18 protein-coding genes are annotated in these 16,393 nt (G+C 65.5%); 7 read left to right on the forward strand and 11 right to left on the reverse strand.

Annotation, left to right across the window (positions count from 1 at the left end):
* Nucleotides 1–13 precede the first annotated feature (13 nt).
* The 3 genes from kdpA to F1609_RS16745 all read right to left on the reverse strand — a co-directional run bounded on the left by kdpA (nucleotide 14) and on the right by F1609_RS16745 (nucleotide 2,803).
* Nucleotides 14–1,795, reverse strand: a complete 1,782-nt coding sequence (kdpA, locus tag F1609_RS16735; protein ID WP_167077550.1) for a potassium-transporting ATPase subunit KdpA — start codon at nucleotides 1,793–1,795, stop codon at nucleotides 14–16.
* On the reverse strand, nucleotides 1,795–1,881 hold the full coding sequence (gene kdpF / locus F1609_RS35360) for a K(+)-transporting ATPase subunit F (RefSeq protein WP_167077691.1): 87 nt from the start codon (nucleotides 1,879–1,881) through the stop codon (nucleotides 1,795–1,797). Before kdpF ends, kdpA begins: the two co-directional genes overlap by 1 nt.
* Before the next feature lie 199 nt (nucleotides 1,882–2,080).
* Entirely contained in the window at nucleotides 2,081–2,803 is a 723-nt protein-coding gene (locus F1609_RS16745; RefSeq protein WP_167077551.1) for a TorF family putative porin, read from the reverse strand.
* Between the two features lie 140 nt (nucleotides 2,804–2,943).
* Between F1609_RS16745 and F1609_RS16750 the strand changes: the two genes are divergently transcribed.
* Entirely contained in the window at nucleotides 2,944–3,402 is a 459-nt protein-coding gene (locus F1609_RS16750) for a GNAT family N-acetyltransferase (protein ID WP_167077552.1), read from the forward strand.
* 187 nt (nucleotides 3,403–3,589) lie between these two features.
* Here F1609_RS16750 and F1609_RS16755 read toward each other — a convergent pair whose 3' ends face one another.
* The 3 genes from F1609_RS16755 to F1609_RS16765 form a co-directional block, all read right to left on the reverse strand.
* Entirely contained in the window at nucleotides 3,590–3,766 is a 177-nt protein-coding gene (locus F1609_RS16755; RefSeq protein ID WP_167077513.1) for a hypothetical protein, read from the reverse strand.
* A gap of 62 nt (nucleotides 3,767–3,828) precedes the next feature.
* Complete coding sequence (cueR, locus tag F1609_RS16760; protein WP_167077692.1) at nucleotides 3,829–4,218, reverse strand: Cu(I)-responsive transcriptional regulator; 390 nt, start codon at nucleotides 4,216–4,218, stop codon at nucleotides 3,829–3,831.
* 20 nt (nucleotides 4,219–4,238) lie between these two features.
* Nucleotides 4,239–6,437 (reverse strand): heavy metal translocating P-type ATPase, encoded by a 2,199-nt coding sequence (locus F1609_RS16765; RefSeq protein ID WP_167077553.1) that lies wholly within the window; start codon nucleotides 6,435–6,437, stop codon nucleotides 4,239–4,241.
* 138 nt (nucleotides 6,438–6,575) lie between these two features.
* Here F1609_RS16765 and F1609_RS16770 point away from each other — a divergent pair, with 138 nt between their 5' ends.
* From F1609_RS16770 to F1609_RS16795, 6 genes are read left to right on the forward strand one after another with little or no spacing between them, the layout of a single operon-like run.
* Nucleotides 6,576–6,773, forward strand: a complete 198-nt coding sequence (locus F1609_RS16770; protein ID WP_167077554.1) for a heavy-metal-associated domain-containing protein — start codon at nucleotides 6,576–6,578, stop codon at nucleotides 6,771–6,773.
* 44 nt (nucleotides 6,774–6,817) lie between these two features.
* Nucleotides 6,818–7,174, forward strand: coding sequence for a hypothetical protein (locus F1609_RS16775; RefSeq protein WP_167077555.1), 357 nt, complete (start codon nucleotides 6,818–6,820; stop codon nucleotides 7,172–7,174).
* 56 nt (nucleotides 7,175–7,230) lie between these two features.
* Nucleotides 7,231–7,572, forward strand: a complete 342-nt coding sequence (locus F1609_RS16780) for a hypothetical protein (protein ID WP_167077556.1) — start codon at nucleotides 7,231–7,233, stop codon at nucleotides 7,570–7,572.
* A gap of 2 nt (nucleotides 7,573–7,574) precedes the next feature.
* On the forward strand, nucleotides 7,575–8,999 hold the full coding sequence (locus F1609_RS16785; RefSeq protein ID WP_167077557.1) for a TolC family protein: 1,425 nt from the start codon (nucleotides 7,575–7,577) through the stop codon (nucleotides 8,997–8,999).
* Nucleotides 9,000–9,012: 13 nt separating this feature from the next.
* The gene (locus tag F1609_RS16790; protein ID WP_167077558.1) at nucleotides 9,013–10,407 is read left to right on the forward strand and encodes a multicopper oxidase family protein; all 1,395 of its coding nucleotides are present in this window, start codon (nucleotides 9,013–9,015) and stop codon (nucleotides 10,405–10,407) included.
* A gap of 28 nt (nucleotides 10,408–10,435) precedes the next feature.
* A complete protein-coding gene (locus F1609_RS16795; protein WP_167077559.1) occupies nucleotides 10,436–10,864 on the forward strand; it encodes a nuclear transport factor 2 family protein in 429 nt (142 codons plus the stop codon).
* Nucleotide 10,865: 1 nt separating this feature from the next.
* Here F1609_RS16795 and F1609_RS16800 read toward each other — a convergent pair whose 3' ends face one another.
* The 5 genes from F1609_RS16800 to kdgD all read right to left on the reverse strand — a co-directional run bounded on the left by F1609_RS16800 (nucleotide 10,866) and on the right by kdgD (nucleotide 16,298).
* Entirely contained in the window at nucleotides 10,866–11,387 is a 522-nt protein-coding gene (locus tag F1609_RS16800; protein WP_167077560.1) for a GNAT family N-acetyltransferase, read from the reverse strand.
* Between the two features lie 40 nt (nucleotides 11,388–11,427).
* Nucleotides 11,428–12,321: an SMP-30/gluconolactonase/LRE family protein gene (locus F1609_RS16805; RefSeq protein ID WP_187363043.1), complete on the reverse strand. Its 894-nt coding sequence runs from the start codon at nucleotides 12,319–12,321 to the stop codon at nucleotides 11,428–11,430.
* Between the two features lie 7 nt (nucleotides 12,322–12,328).
* Nucleotides 12,329–13,696, reverse strand: coding sequence for an MFS transporter (locus F1609_RS16810; RefSeq protein WP_167077561.1), 1,368 nt, complete (start codon nucleotides 13,694–13,696; stop codon nucleotides 12,329–12,331).
* Between the two features lie 89 nt (nucleotides 13,697–13,785).
* Nucleotides 13,786–15,366 (reverse strand): aldehyde dehydrogenase (NADP(+)), encoded by a 1,581-nt coding sequence (locus F1609_RS16815; RefSeq protein ID WP_167077562.1) that lies wholly within the window; start codon nucleotides 15,364–15,366, stop codon nucleotides 13,786–13,788.
* Nucleotides 15,367–15,386: 20 nt separating this feature from the next.
* Nucleotides 15,387–16,298, reverse strand: coding sequence for a 5-dehydro-4-deoxyglucarate dehydratase (gene kdgD / locus F1609_RS16820; RefSeq protein ID WP_167077563.1), 912 nt, complete (start codon nucleotides 16,296–16,298; stop codon nucleotides 15,387–15,389).
* Nucleotides 16,299–16,393: the final 95 nt, after the last annotated feature.

Raw genomic sequence — 16,393 nt, forward strand, 5'->3', positions numbered from 1 at the left:
GCTCCGCATGAAATTAGTGTGAATACAACTGCAAATGCTCGACAACGGGACCGAGCGCCAGCGCCGGGACGTAATTGAGCACGCCGACCAGCATCACCACGCCAACGAGCAGGCCGATGAAGATCGGGCCGTGCGTGGGCATGGTGCCGGCGTTCTCTTTCAGGCGCGGCTTGGCGGCCAGCGCGCCGGCAATCGCCAGCACCGGCACGATCACGCCAAAGCGCCCGAACCACATGGCAATGGCCAGCATGGTGTTGTAGAACGGCGTATTGGCCGACAAGCCGGCAAAGGCGCTGCCGTTGTTATTGGCGGCCGAACTGAAGGCGTACAGGATCTCCGAGAAGCCATGTGCGCCGGGGTTGGCGATGCCGGCGCGGCCTGCGTCGAGCATCACCGCCAGGGCGGTGCCGCTCAGGACCAGCAGCGGCGTGACCAGGATGGCGATCGAGGTCATTTTCATCTCGTAGGCCTGGATTTTCTTGCCCAGGTATTCCGGCGTGCGGCCGATCATCAGGCCGGCGATGAAGACCGCCATGATGGCAAACACCAGCATCCCGTACAAGCCCGAACCGACCCCGCCGAACACTACTTCGCCCAGCTGCATGAGCAGCATCGGCACCATGCCGCCGATGGGCGTAAACGAGTCGTGCATGGCGTTGACCGCGCCGCACGAGGCGGCCGTGGTCACGGCGGCGAACAGGGACGAGGCGGCGATGCCGAAGCGCGCTTCCTTGCCTTCCATATTGCCGCCGGCTTGCAGGATGCTCGCGCCCTGGTCCACGCCCAGCGCCGCCAGTTGCGGATGCACGGCCTGTTCGGCGTTCATTACCACGCTGGTGGCAACCACGAAGATCAGGCTCATGGCCGCCAGCACCGCCCAGCCCTGGCGCGCATCGCCCACCATGCGTCCGAACGCGAAGCACAGCGCGGCGGGAATCAGGAAGATCGCCAGCATCTGCGCAAAGTTCGACAGCGCGCTCGGGTTTTCGTACGGGTGGGACGAATTGGCGTTGAAGAAGCCGCCGCCGTTGGTGCCAATCAGCTTGATCGCTTCCTGCGAGGCGACCGGGCCCATGGCGATGGTCTGGGTGGTGGCGACCTTCGCTTGCGTCACAGCCTGGCCGTCAGGGCCCGGCGTGGCGACCGAGTACGCGACCGGATCGATCAGCTGCACTTCCTGGTAGCTGTTGAAGTTCTGGACCACGCCCTGCCCCATCAGGAACACCGCGCACACCAGCGACAGCGGCAACAGCACGTACAGGGTCGAGCGGCTGATGTCGGCCCAGAAGTTACCGATCGACGCGGCCGAACGCGAACTGAAACCGCGGATCAGCGCAAAGGCGACAGCGATGCCGGTGGCGGCCGAAAAGAAGTTCTGGCCGGTCAGCGCAACCATCTGCGTCAGGTAGCTCATGGTCTGCTCGCCGCCGTAGCCTTGCCAGTTGGTGTTGGCCACGAAGCTGACAGCGGTGTTGAACGAGGAATCGGGGCTGACATTGGCCAGCGCCTGCGGATTGAGCGGCAAGAATGCTTGCAGGCGCTGCACGCCGTACACGAACAGCGCCCCAAGGCCGTTAAACACCAGCAGTGCGATGGCATACGATTTCCAGCCCATTCCGGTTTCCGGGAGCACGCCGCCCAGGCGGTACAGCAGCCGCTCCACGGGCGCCAGCCAGCCCAGGCCGGGCACGGCGCCGCCCTCGCCGACCTTTGCCAGCAGACGCCCAAGCGGCCAGGCCAGCGCCAGCAGCACGGCCAGGAAAGCGCCCAGCAGCGCCATCGATTGCATGGTCATCACAGGTCCTCCGCGTTGAGCAGCGCATGGACCAGGTAGGCCAGCAGGGCGGCGGCCACCAGGCCGGCGATATATACGGGTTCCATTATTTCTTGTCCCCCAGGGTGGCGCAGCCGGCTGCGAAAGCGCAGGCCAGGCCGAAAAAGAGCAGCAGCGCTGCGATGAAAATCAAGTCCATATCACCCTCGAACGAGTTGGTTTTGTTATTGATGAGCGTATCGGCAAGCGTCTAAAAACGGTGTAAAGAGTTGCCGCGCGGGTGTAAACAAAGCGTAAACGCCGGCCTTAAAAAGTCTTGCTGACGGTCAGTTGCAAGGCAGTCTTGCCGAGGAACTTGCCGTTGGCGGGCGAGGCGTAGGCGGCCTTGCCGGCATTGGTGCCGATCGCGGCCAGGGCCACACTCGCCACGCCGAAGTCGCGCGTCACGCCGATTTTGTAGTCGGTGTAGCTGGCGGCGCCGTTGTTGGCCACGCGCTGGCGCCCGGCGTGCAGGTTGAGCACAAAGCCGTTGCCCAGCTCGGGATTGGCGGCCAGGTCGAGATAGCCGCTGTGTTTGCTGTCGACGTAGCCGAACAGGTTGGTCAGCGCGTGCGAATACTTGATCAGGGCCACGCCGTACGACAACTGGCCATAGACCTCGGTGGTGTTGGCGTTGGCAAAGCCGGCCACGTGGCCGAGCCGGTTGGACGGGTAGGCGTAGGTCAGCACGCCGGCGTCGTAGCCGATGCCGCGCGCCAGCTCGCCGCGCTTGCCGCCGTAGATGTCGATTTCGACCTTGCCGTCGCCGCCGGCGTCATTGGTCCACTTGATGGTCGAGGCCCACGCGCCGGCGTACCAGCCCGATGGCTTGTGCACCAGGTCGGCCCCGCCCTGCAAGGCCGGCTGGAGGCGGGTTTGCGAGATGCCGCGATAGCGGTAGTCGCTGGTGGCGGCGGCGTTGAAACTGACTTCGGTCGCGGCATGGGCGGACAAGGACAACAGGGCTGCTGCGACAATGGCGATCTTCATGGTGCTTCTTTCTTGGCTGTGGTGGAAAACGGAGACACGCCAAATCGTATCGGCGCAGCCGTAAAAAATTTCTAAAGAGTGGGGGTGCTGGCGTAAAGGAAATGTAAAAATGCAGGCTTTGAGCAAGCCGGGGAGCGACGATGGACATGCAGGGAAGGGCGATAATTCGCAACGCGTCGATGGACGATGTGGAGACGCTGGCAGCGCTCGAAGAGGCCAGCTTCAGCGGCGACCGGGTGAGCCGGCGCAGTTTTCGCTATCTTCTGTCGAGGGGGAAATCAGTGACGCTGATCGATGCGCTGGCGGGAGAAACGCGCGGCTATCTGACCTTGCTGTTTCGCGCGAACAGGGCGCGGGTGTACACCATTGCCACGGCGGCGGCCTGGCGCGGCCATGGGGTGGCGGCGCAACTGGTGCGCGCGGCGGAACAGGCGGCGCTGGCGCGCGGGTGCACGGCGTTGTATCTGGAGGTGCGCAAGGATAACGTGGCCTCGATCGCCCTGTTCGCCGGAAACGGCTATCGGGTATTCGGCGAATATGAGGCGTATTACGACGATGGGATGGACGCCTGGCGCATGGAGAAGACATTGCCTGAATAAACCTGGGACAGGGAGCCTGCTTTCCCGCCTAAAAACATTTCCTAAAGCAACATCCTCACGTATGCTCCTGCTACGGAGAACAGTTCATTTTTGAGGATGCGATGACGGCACAGTCGGACCCATTAATCTGCCAGGGATGCGGTGCCCAGCTGACTTACGCGGCCGGCTTGCAGGCATTGCAATGCGCTTATTGCGAGACGGTCACGCCGATCCCGCGCGCCGCAGCGATGGCCGGGAAGACCGGGCAACGGATCATTCCGCTCTCGGTCGACGACAAGGCCTTCGCATTCGGGGTGCTGCGCTCCTTGTCGCTGAACCATGAGGTGCCGGACGACATGGTCGAGCGCGCCGTGCTGTCGGTCAAAGCTTCCTACCTGCCCTGCCTGGCCCACGACGTCTCGTACACCGCCTCGTGGACAGCCTCGTTCACCCAAGCGACAAATCATCCAGGATCGGGCAATCCGGCCGTTCGTCGCCATGGCAGGCGCCGGCCAGCTTTTCCAGGGTGCGCTTCATGGCTTCCATCTCGCCGATCTTGCGGTCGAGTTCGGCGATGTGCTGCCTGGCCATCGCCCGCACATCCTTGCTGGCCCGATGCTTGTCCTGCCACAAGGCCAGCAGGGTCTTGATCTGTTCCAGCGAAAAGCCCAGCGCCCGGCTGCGGTGGATGAATAGCAGCACCTGCACATCTTGCGGCCCATACACGCGATAGCCGGCATCGGTGCGCTGCGCCTCGCCGATCAACCCGATCGACTCGTAGTGCCGGATCATCTTGGCCGACACGCCCGAGGCCTTGGCCGTGTCGCCGATATTCATCGTCGTCATAGTCATCGTCGTCATGCTGCGTCTCCCCCTGCGCTTCCCGCTACCCAGCGCTTGAGCAGCAGCGCATTGCTGACCACCGATACGCTCGAAAACGCCATCGCCGCCCCCGCAATCATCGGGTTGAGCAAGCCGAACGCGGCCAGCGGCACGCCGATCACGTTGAACACGAAGGCCCAGAACAGGTTCTGGCGAATCTTGCTGTAGGTGCGGCGCGAGATGTCGATGGCGTCGACCAGCAGGCGCGGGTCGCCCCGCATCAGGGTCACGCCGGCGGTGTGCATCGCCACGTCGGTGCCGCTGCCCATGGCCACGCCGATATCGGCCGCCGCCAGGGCCGGCGCATCGTTGATGCCGTCGCCCACCATCGCCACCCGTTCGCCTTTGGCGCGCAGGGCCGCGATGATTGCCGCCTTGCCTTCAGGCAGCACCTGCGCGTGGACCTCGTCGATGCCGAGCTGGTCCGCGATGTGGCGCGCGCTGCCGGGATTGTCGCCGCTCAGCATCACGGTGCGGATGCCGGCCGCGTGCAGCCGCTCGACCGCTTGCCGGCTCTCGGGCTTGAGGGCGTCGCCGAAGGCCAGCATGCCGAGCAGGCGCGTGCCATCGGCCAGCCACGAGACCGTCTCGCCGGCCGCCTCGCGCGCCTGCCCTTGCACGGCCAGGGCGGCGAGGTCGACGCCGTGCTGGCGCATCAGTGCGGCGTTACCCAGCAGCAGCGCGCGCCCATCGACCGTGGCGGCAACGCCCAGCCCGGCCAGGGCACGCGTGCCGACAGCCGGCGCCAGGGTCATGCCCGCTTCCCGCGCCGCGTCGCCCACTGCGCGCGCCAGCGGATGTTCGCTGCCCTGCTGCACGGCGGCGGCCAGCGCCAGCAAGGTGTGCTGGTCGCCGTGCGCGGGGACAGTCGCGGTCAGGCGCGGCTTGCCGGCGGTCAGGGTGCCGGTCTTGTCGAACGCCACGACGGTGACGCCGTGCAAGAGTTCCAGGGCCTCGGCATCCTTGATCAGGATGCCGTATCTGGCGGCCACGCCGGTGCCGGCCATGATCGCCGTCGGCGTCGCCAGCCCCAGCGCGCACGGACAGGCGATCACCAGCACCGCCACCGCGTTGAGCAGCGCCGCGCTCCAGTCGCCGTTGGCCAGCCACCAGCCGATGAAGGTTACAAGCGCGATAAGCACGATGGCCGGCACGAACACGGCGCTGACCTTGTCCACCAGGCGCTGGATCGGCGCCTTGGCCGCCTGCGCGTCCTCGACCGCACGGATGATGCGTGCCAGCACGGTTTCGGCGCCGATGGCGCTGGCGCGGGCGAGCAGCAAGCCTTCGCCGTTGACCGCCCCGCCGATCACGCGCGCGCCCACGGTTTTGCTCACGGGCAGGCTTTCGCCGGTCAGCATCGATTCATCGGCGTGGCTGGCGCCTTCGATGACGTCGCCATCCATCGGAATGCGTTCGCCGGGGCGGATCACAACCTCGTCGCCGACCTTCAGTTTGCTGATCGGAATGTCGCTTTCCACGCCGTTGCGGCGTACCCTTGCCGTTTCCGGGCGCAGCGACTGGAGGGCGCGGATCGCTTCGGTGGTCTGGCGCTTGGCGCGCGTTTCCAGCCATTTGCCCAGCCGCACCAGGGTGATCACCACGGCGGACGCCTCGAAATACAGGTGCGCGCCGTGATGCTGCTGGCCCAGCCACTGGTACAGGCTCAGGCCGTATGCGGCCGAGGTGCCGAGCGCGACCAGCAAGTCCATGTTGCCGCTTCTGGCCAACAATGCTTTCCAGGCGGAACGGTAAAAGCGCGCGCCGATCCAGAACTGCACCGGCGTGGCCAGCAGCCATTGGATCCAGGCGGGCAACATCCAGTCAATTCCCGCAGCGGCCAGCAGCATCGGCGCGAGCAAGGGGATGGTGAGGGCGGCGGCGATCGCGATTTCCATCGGCTCGGACAGTCCGCGCCGCGGCGCCACGGGGGCGGCCACCTCGGCCGGCGCGTTGGCCGAGTAGCCGGCGCGCTCGACCGCCGCGATCAGCTGGGCCGGATCGAGCGCTGCGCCGGTAATTAATACTTTCTCGGTGGCCAGGTTGACGGTGGCGCCCTGCACGCCGGGGACCGCGCGCAAGGCTTTTTCGACCCGTCCGGCGCACGAGGCGCACGTCATGCCGCCAACCTCCAGCGTGGTTTCGGCGGCGTCCTGCATTGTCATGGTCGTCATTTCAAGCTCCTGTTACATTCGCATGCCACCATCATTAAGCTTCCCATTATAGTAAGGTCAAGCGAAAAAACCGCTTGACCTTCCCACAGTGGGAACGTCGACAATGACTTCATTCCATTCACCAACAGGAGTGTTGCCATGATCAAGCTGAGTATTCCCGAGATGAGCTGCGGCCATTGCGCCGGCGTCATCACCAAGACCGTCAAGGAGCTCGACCAGGATGCCGTCGTGACATTCGACATGCCTGCGCGCACCATTGAGCTGGACACGACGGCGGCGCGGGACGAGGTGCTCGCCAGCCTGGCCGAGGCCGGCTATCCCGCCAAGGCCGCTTGATCCGCACGGCGCGGCCCTGATTTTCCATGTGCTAGACTTTGTCCATGAAGTGCTTCCGAACATTGCTGGTGTGGCTGATGCTGCTCGCGATTCCCTTGCAGGGTTTCGCAGCGGCATCGTCGGCGCTGTGCGAAGCGGCCGCCGCGCCGCTCGCCAGCCATGTCGCCGTCGCCAGCATGGACGAGGGCCACTGCGCCGGGCCGGACAGCGCCGCACCGGACAGCACCGCCAAGTGCAGTAACTGCGCTTTCTGCTGCGTGGGCATGGCCATCGCGCCGGCATGTCCCGCAGCAGGCGCCGCGCCCCCGCTGGCCTCCGAATTGATTGCCTACGCCGCCATGCACGTGACGGCGCACATCCCGGGCGGCCTGGAACGCCCTCCTCACTCCCCGATCGCCTGAATGCCCTTGGTCCGTCCACGGACCAGCGTCTTTTAACCAACACGATTGAGGTTGTCATGAATTCCCTTCGCCTGATATGGCCGCTGCTGCTTGCCTGCGCCGCGCCGGCGCTGGCGCAAACGCGCGCCGCGCCACCTGCCTACGACTCGGCGTTTGCCGGGTACCGCACCTACCGGGAGCCGCAAGCGGCCTCCTGGAAGGACACCAACGAACAACTGCTCAAGCGGCCCGCCCGGATGGGCCACATGGGTCACATGAACCACAACATGGACGCCGCCAAAAAACCGGATGCGCCCAAGCTTGACGATCCCCATGCCGGGCACGATATGAGCGGCATGAAAAAGAGCGCGGAGCCGGCCAGAGCCGCGCCGCACCACGGCCACCAGCACAAGGAGTGACGATGCGACGACTATCTACTCCGCTGCGCCGTATCGCGCTGGCCGGCATCTGCGCCTTTGCTGCCGGCTGCGCCTCCTTCTCGCCAGACGGCGGCTACGCCGGGGTGCGCCAGTTCGCGCAGCAGCGTACTGGAGACGCCATTCCCGCCAGCGCACCCGGCACTGACACCGGCAATGTCGAACAGCAGGTCGCGGCCTTGCTGGCCAAGCCCTTGTCGGCCGAAGACGCGGTCACCATCGCGCTGCTCAATAACCGCGGCCTGCAAGCAGGCTACGCGGAACTCGGTATCGCCGAGGCGGACCTGGTGCAGGCCGGCCGCATCGCCAATCCGGTGCTTAGTTTCGGCCGCATGAAAAGCCACGAGGGCGTCGAGATCGAGCGCACGCTGATGCTGCCCGTGATTGGCCTGTTGACCATGCCGGTCGCTACCCGCCTCGAACGGCGCCGTTACGAACAGGCGCAACTGCGCGCCGCCGGCGAGGTGCTGCGCACCGCCGACGCCACCCGGCGCGCCTGGTACGGTGCGGTCGCCGCCCAGCAAAGCGCCGAGTACATGGAGCAGGTAAAAAACGCCGCCGAAGCGAGCGCCGAACTGGCGCGCCGCATGGCGCTGGCCGGCAACTGGAGCCGCCTGCAGCATGCGCGCGAGCAGGCGTTCTACGCCGATGCGGTGGCCGGTCTGGCGCGCGCGCGCCAGGTCCGCACCCTGGAACGCGAACAGCTCACGCGCCTGCTGGGCGTGTCGAACCCGGCTGCCTTCACCCTGCCCGCACGCCTGCCCGACCTGCCAGGGGCCCCGCGCGAGGTGCACGATGCCGAAGCCCAGGCCATGGGCAACCGGCTCGACATGCTCATGGCGCAGAAGGAACTGGCCGGACTGGCATCGTCGCTGGGCTTGAGCCGCGCCACCCGCTTCGTCAACCTGCTCGACCTGAGCTACCTGCGCAACACCGGCGAGACCGGCGAGCGCGCCACCGGCTACGAAATCGAACTGCAGATTCCCCTGTTCGACTGGGGCGGCGCCAGGGTGGCCAAGGCCGAGGCAATGTACATGCAGGCCGTGCACCGCGCCGCCGGCCTGGCTGTCGACGCCCGTTCGCAGGTACGCGAAAGCTATAGCGGCTACCGCACCGCCTACGACCTGGCGCGCCACTACCGCGACGAAGTGGTGCCGCTCAAAAAACGCATCGCCGACGAACAGCTGCTGCGCTACAACGGCATGCTGATCAGCGTCTTCGAACTGCTGGCCGACGCGCGCGAGCAGGTCGTCGCCGTCAACGCCGCCATCGAAGCGCAGCGCGACTACTGGATCGCCGACGCCGCCCTGCAAGCGGCGCTGACCGGCAGCGGCGACGCCGCAGCCGCAGGAACCGCCACGCCACGCGCCGGCAGCGCAGCGCCCGGCGCCGCTCCGGCCCCACACTGAAAGGACATGCAACATGGTCTCACGTAGAAATTTCTTCACTGGCGCGGGCGCGCTTGCGGTCAGCACGGCGCTGGTCTCGCGCGCCGGCGCCGCCTCGCTGCCGGAAGCGGTCATCATGGACAAGGCGGCGACCCAGCCGCCTTTAACGCCGCCCAACGGCCGCCCGTACAACCCGGTGGTCACCCTCAATGGCTGGACCCTGCCGTGGCGGATGAAAGACGGCGTCAAGGAATTCCACCTTGTCGCCGAGCCGGTGGTGCGCGAAATCGCACCCGGCATGAAGGCCAACCTGTGGGGTTACAACGGCCAGTCGCCAGGACCGACCATCGAAGTGGTGGAAGGCGACCGGGTACGCATTTTCGTCACCAACAAGCTGCCCGAGCACACCAGCGTGCACTGGCACGGCCAGCGCCTGCCGAACGGCATGGACGGCGTGACCGGGCTGACCCAGCCCGGCATCGATCCAGGCAAGACCTTCGTCTACGAATTCGTGGCCAGGCGTCCAGGCACTTTCATGTACCACCCGCACGCCGATGAAATGACGCAGATGGCGATGGGGATGATGGGCTTCTGGATCACCCACCCCAAGGACCACAACTTCATGCGGGTCGACCGCGACTTCTGCTTTTTACTGAACGCTTACGACATCGACCCGGGCAGCTACACGCCCAAGGTCAACACGATGCTCGACTTTAACCTGTGGACCTTCAACAGCCGCGCCTTTCCCGGGATCGACCCGATGGTGATCGCGCACAACGACAAGGTACGCATCCGGGTCGGCAACCTGACCATGACCAACCACCCGATCCACATGCACGGCCACGAATTCACGGTCACCGGCACCGATGGCGGCTGGACCCCGCCGGCGTCGCGCTGGCCGGAAGTGACGACCGATATCGCGGTCGGCCAGATGCGCGCGATCGAGTTCGTCGCCAGCGAGCCGGGCGACTGGGCCTTCCACTGCCACAAATCGCACCACACCATGAACGCCATGGGCCACGACGTGCCGACCCTGATCGGGGTCGACCAGCGCGAGGTGCTCGGCAAGATCAACAAGCTGGTGCCGGGCTACATGGTCATGGGCGACAAGGGCATGGCGGACATGGGCGAGATGGAGATGCCGCTGCCGGACAACACGCTGCCGATGATGACCGGCTACGGCCCGTTTGGCGGCATCGGCATGGGCGGCATGTTCACCGTGATGAAGGTGCGCAAAGGCCTGGCGCGCGGCGACTACAAGGACCCGGGCTGGTACAAGCATCCGCCGGGCAGCGTGGCATACGAGTGGAAGGAAGGCGGGATCGCCAGGCCGGAGCCGCTGCGTGCCCCGGATGCCGACAACATGGCGGCGAAACCGGGCGAGAAGGTGCTGCAAGTGACCAAACCGGGCAAAAATCATGCACACTGACGCTTTTTTCAACCATTGAAAGAAGCTGATGCGCCAATTCGTTCTGCTTGCCGTCCTCGGACTGGCATCGCTCCAGGCCCTGGCGGCGACGCCTGGCGAAACGCTGGCGGCCTTCCACGCCGCCCTGCACGCGGGCGACGAGGCGCGCGCGATGACGCTGCTCAGCCCCGAGGCGGTCATTTACGAGGCCGGTCACGTGGAACGTTCGCGCAGCGAGTATGCCGATCACCATCTGGCCAACGATATTGCCTTCGCCAGGGTGACCACGCGCAGGGTGGTACGGCATAAGGAACGGTTCGAGGGCAATCTGGCGATTTTGCTCGACGAGGTCGAAACCAGGGGGGCCTTCAAGGGCAAGACCGTCAATGCGGTCGGCACCGAAACGGCCATCCTGGAGAAAAAGGGCGACGGCTGGGTGGTGCTGCATTTTCACTGGTCGTCGCGCAAGGCCAAATAGGTCAGTCCAGGTCCGCCAGTGCGCGCCACATGTGGACCTTGGACAGATAGCGTGCGCCGAGTGCGATGGCGTACGGCTCCACGCCGAACGTGGAAAAACCGAGCCGCTGGTACAGGCTGCGGGCGGACGCATTGGCTTCGGTGACCGTGAGCTGGATGATTTTTGCATGCGGACGCGCGCTGGCGTAATCGAGCGCGGCGTTCATCAATTGCGCACCAAGGCCCGAACGGCGGCAGCGCGGCGTGACGTACATGCCGAACAGGGTGACCTTGTGGCGGCCTTTTTCGCGTGCTTCGAACGACAGGCCGGCGCTGCCAACGAGGGCGCCATCGTCGTCAAAGGCGCCGAGCACCACCTCGTTCGAATCCGGATCGGGGTTCAGGCGCGCTTCCCACCATGATGCGGGACGCAGCGCGCGCTCGTCGGCACTGGAGGTGTAGGCGTCGGGATGCAGCGCGAGCGCCTCGAGCGTGATCGCGCGGTATGCCGGGGCGTGGGCTGGATTCAGGCGTTGGAGCTTCATGCTCCCATCTTAACCAAAAAGCGGGCCCGCAGGCCCGCATTTATCCGCGAAACGCGGTCTCCGGCATGCCCTGCACGCCAGGGCGCACCAGCAGCACGGCGCCAGACTCGGTATCCTCGGGCAGCCTGCCGGCCGCGATCGAGGTGACCAGCAGGGTATCCATGCCGGCGCCGCCGAAGCTGCACATCGACGGTTTCAGCAGCGGCAGGTCGATGGTGCGATCGAGCTTGCCCTCGGGCGTGAAGCGCAGCAGGCAGCCGCCGTCGTTCCCGCAGATCCAGTAGCAGCCGTCGACATCGACCGCCGCGCCGTCGGGACGGCCGCGGTGGGCGTTCATGTCGACCAACACGCGCTGGTTGCTCGGCGTGCCGCTGTCGGTGTCGTAGTCGAAGGCCCAGATCAACTGGCGCGCTACGTGCGAGTCGGACAAATACATGGTGCGCCCGTCCGGCGAAAAACCGAGGCCGTTCTGCACCACCAGGTTCGACACTACCGGCGCTGAAAAGCCCTGCTCGCGCGTGTAGCGGTACAGGCTTCCCTCGGCGCGCAGTTCAGGCTTGTCCAGGTACAGCGTGCCGCTCCAGAAGCGCCCCTGGCGGTCGCAGCGGCCATCGTTGAAGCGCATACCCTGTTTCATGCCGGGCAGCGCAGCGAGCAGCACGGCATGGACGTGCTGCTCGATGTCCATGGTGAGCTCGAACACGCCGGTTTCCATCCCGGCCACCAGGGCGCCACTGTCGGTGAGCGCGATACAGGCAGGCATTTCGGCGGTAAACCAGATACGCTGTTCGCCGCTTGCGGCATCAAGGCGCCAGATGCGCCGGCCCAGGATGTCGACCCAGTACCAGGCGCCCTCCCGCGCGTTCCACAGCGGGCTTTCGCCCACCGCGCAGTGAACGCCGGGTACTTTTTCGATGCTCGCTTGCGTGCTCATATTGCCCTTACAGATCGGTGATTTCGCGGTAGCGCGGTACCAGTGTTTTCATCATCATCCATGCCGCCAGGTAGGCCAGCGCGCAGATCGAGAACATGATCATGTAGCCGGTACTGATCTGGCCCATGGCGCCATAATAATCGAACAGCCAGCCACCGAGCTTGGTCAGCAGGACGCCGCCCATGCCGCCGAACATGCCGCCGATGCCCACCACCGAACCGACGCTATGTTTCGGGAACATGTCGGACACGGTGGTGAAGATGTTGGCCGACCAGGCCTGGTGCGCGGAGGCGCCGATGCCGATCAGGATCACCGGTACCCAGAAGCTGAGGTAGCCGAACGGCTGCGCCAGCAGCACCACCAGCGGAATGAAGGCGATGCACAGCATGGCCTTCATGCGGCCGTCGTAGGGATTGTCGCCGCGGTTGATGAAGTAGGTCGGGAACCAGCCGCCGCCGATACTGCCGACCATGGTCATGCTGTACAAGACGGCCAGCGGCACGATGATGTCGGTGCCTTTCAGGCCATAGGTCGCGGCCAAATATTTGGGCAGCCAGAAAAGGAAGAACCACCACACGCCGTCGGTCATGAATTTGCCGAGCGCGAAGGCCCAGGTCTGGCGGTAGCCGAGCAGCTTGAACCACGAGGTCTTCGGCTTGACGACGCCTGCCACCGGCTCCGGCACCACCGCGCAATCGCTGTTGATGTAATCGAGTTCCGCCTTGCCCATGCGCTTCTGTTCGGCCGGAGTATCGTAGAACACCATCCACAACGCCATCCACACAAAGCCGATCGCGCCGATGATGATGAAGGCCATCTGCCAGCCCCACGCGGCGGCGATCAGCGGCACCGTGAGCGGCGCCAGGATTGCGCCGACGTTGGCGCCGGAGTTGAAAATGCCGGTGGCGAACGAGCGCTCCTTCTTGGGGAAGTACTCGGCGGTGGCCTTGATGGCGGCGGGGAAGTTACCCGCTTCGCCCAGCGCCAGCACGGCGCGCGACATCATGAAGCCGGCGATCGACACCGGCACCACGGTCATGCCAAGGCTGGTCAGGATGCCGTTGATGCCCTCGCCCACGCCAATGGCGAAGGCGTGCATGATCGCGCCCAGCGACCAGATGGTAATGGCCAGCACGAAGGCGCGCTTGGTCCCGAGCTTGTCGATCACGCGGCCGGCGAACAGCATCGAGAACGCGTACACAAACTGGAAGGCCGCCGTGATGTTGGCGTAATCGGTATTGGACCAGCCGAATTCTTTGGACAGGTCGGTGGCTAACAGGCTCAGGACCTGACGGTCCAGATAATTGATGGTGGTGGCGAAGAACAGGAGGGCGCAAATGGTCCACCGGTACTTGCCTATGACTTGCTGGTTCATCGGTCGCTTCTTTATGGTTGTTTTTAGAAACAGCGCGCTGCCGCCAGGCGTCTCCACACCTTGCATCGACGGCAGCGCGACCAGCCTTCTTACTTAGGTTGTTGCATGCCTCCGTCGACAAGGCGGGTCAGGCCCAGGGGATTATGGTCGGCCAGTGCCTCCGGAAGCAAGTCCGCCGGCAGGTTCTGGTAGCACACCGGACGCAGGAAGCGGTCGATGGCGGACGCGCCCACCGAGGTGCTGCGGCTGTCGGAAGTGGCCGGGAACGGGCCGCCGTGGACCATGGCATGCGCCACTTCGACGCCGGTAGGGTAGCCGTTGAACAGGATGCGGCCCGCCTTGCGTTCCAGGACCGGCAGCAGCGCAGCGGCATGGGCGCGGTCGGCGGCCAGGGCGTGCACGGTGGCGGTCAACTGGCCTTCGAGGTGTTCGGCGACCTGCTGCATTTGCCCGGCGTCGCGGCAGCGCACCAGCAAAGCGCACGGTCCGAAGATTTCGGACTCCAGCGCAGGAGTGGACAGGTACGTGGCCGCGTCGCACACGTACAGCGAGGCTTGCGCTGCGCAGCCGGCGCCGTCGGCTTTGCCCTGGGCCACCAGGGTCACGCCGTCGATGCCGGAGAGCTGTTCAACGCCGCCGACATACGCCTTGTGGATGCCTGGCGTGAGCATGGTGCCGGCGCCCTTGGCTTGCAGCGCGGCGGCTGCCGCTTCGATGAACTGGTCGAAGTGGTCGCCCTTGAGGCCCATGACCAGGCCCGGGTTGGTGCAGAACTGGCCGACGCCCAGGGTCAGCGAATCGACGAAGCCTTGCGCCACGGCGGCGCGGTCGCTTGATAGGGCCGCCGGCAGCAGGAACACCGGATTAATGCTGCTCATTTCGGCATACACGGGAATCGGTTCCGGGCGCAGGGCCGCGGTGCGCATCAGCGCCAGGCCGCCCTGGCGCGAGCCGGTAAAGCCAACCGCCTTGATGGCCGGATGGTCGACCAGGCGCTGGCCGATCTGGCGGCCTTCGCCGAACAGCATCGAGAACACGCCTTCGGGCAGTTGGCAGTCGGCCACCGCTTGTTGAATGACCTTGCCAACCAGTTCCGAGGTGCCGAGGTGGGCGCCGTGCGCCTTGACCACGACCGGGCAACCGGCCGCCAGCGCCGAGGCGGTGTCGCCGCCGCCGACCGAGAAGGCCAGCGGAAAGTTACTGGCGCCGAACACGGCGACCGGGCCCAGTGGGATCTTGCGCAGGCGCAGATCGGGACGCGGCGGCACCCGATCCGGCAGGGCCGAATCGATGGTGGCGTCGATGAAGTAGCCGTCGCGCGCGACCTTGGCGAACAGGCGCAGTTGATTGACGGTGCGGCCACGCTCCCCTTCCAGGCGCGCGGTCGGCAGGCCGGTCTCTAACGCGGCGCGTTCTATCAAGGCAGGGCCGAGATTGAGGATGCCTTCGGCGATGGTCTCCAAAAAGACCGCGCGCTGTTCGAGCGTGGTGTTGCGGTACGTGTCGAAGGCGCTTTGCGCCAGGGCGCAGGCGGCATCGACATCGGCGTCGGTGGCCAGGCCGAAGTCCGGGCCCATCGAGTCGTTGCGGGACGGGTCGATCGCGCGCACCACGCCTGCCGTGCCGCGCAGGGTGCGTTGGCCGATGACCATTTCTCCATTGATGTGCATATGCGTTTCCTCGGTCCGGATTATTGGGCGCCCTGGGCGCTGATCAACTTCTGTAGCATCGCGTCTTCTTCCGCCGTCATGTCGGTCAATGGCGCGCGTACCGGGCCGGCCGAGTGGCCTACCAGGCGCGCGCCGGCCTTGACGATGCTCACTGCGTAGCCGGCCTTGCGGTTGCGGATTTCTAGGTAAGGCAGGAAGAACTGGTCGAGCAGGCGGTTGGTGGTCGCGTGGTCGTCGGCGGCGACGGCGTGGTAGAAGTCCATCGCCATTTTCGGCATGAAGTTAAAGACGGCCGACGAGTACACCGGGGTTCCCAGCGCCTTGTAGGCCGCTGCGTAGACTTCGGCGGTAGGCAGGCCGCCCAGGTAGCTGAAGCGGTCGCCCATGCGGCGCCAGATCTGCACCATCAGTTCGATGTCGCCGATGCCGTCCTTGAAGCCGATCAGGTTAGGGCAGCGCGCGGCCAGTTTTTCGAGCGAGTCGGCGCTCAGGCGGCACTGGCCGCGGTTGTAGACCACGACGCCGAATTTGACCGACGCGCAGACGGCTTCGACGTGGGCGATCAGGCCATCCTGGCTCGCTTCGGTCAGGTAGTGCGGCAGCAGCAGGATGCCGTGGGCGCCAAGGCGCTCGGCTTCCTGGGCCAGGGCGATCGCGGTGCGGGTCGGGCCGCCGGCGCCGGCCAGGATCGGCACCTTGCCGCGGCAGGTGTCGACTGCGGTGCGGATCACGTCCGAGTATTCGCTTGGGGTCAGGGAGAAGAACTCACCGGTGCCGCCGGCCGCGAACAAGGCGCTGGCGCCGTACGGAGCCAGCCACTCGAGGCGCCCGGCGTAGGTGCGCGCGTTGAAATTGCCCTGGTCGTCGAAATCGGTCAGCGGGAACGACAGCAGGCCGGACGACAGGATTTGTTTGAGTTCTTGCGGATTCATGAGGTCTCCAGATTTTGTAGGCGGGTTGTTTGGCACTAGTGATACGTCATCGTACAACTAGTCTTCGACATAAGCAAGCACAACGTTGAGACGGA

It is taken from the genome of Massilia aquatica (assembly GCF_011682045.1).
Classification (GTDB): Bacteria; Pseudomonadota; Gammaproteobacteria; order Burkholderiales; family Burkholderiaceae_D; genus Telluria_A; species Telluria_A aquatica.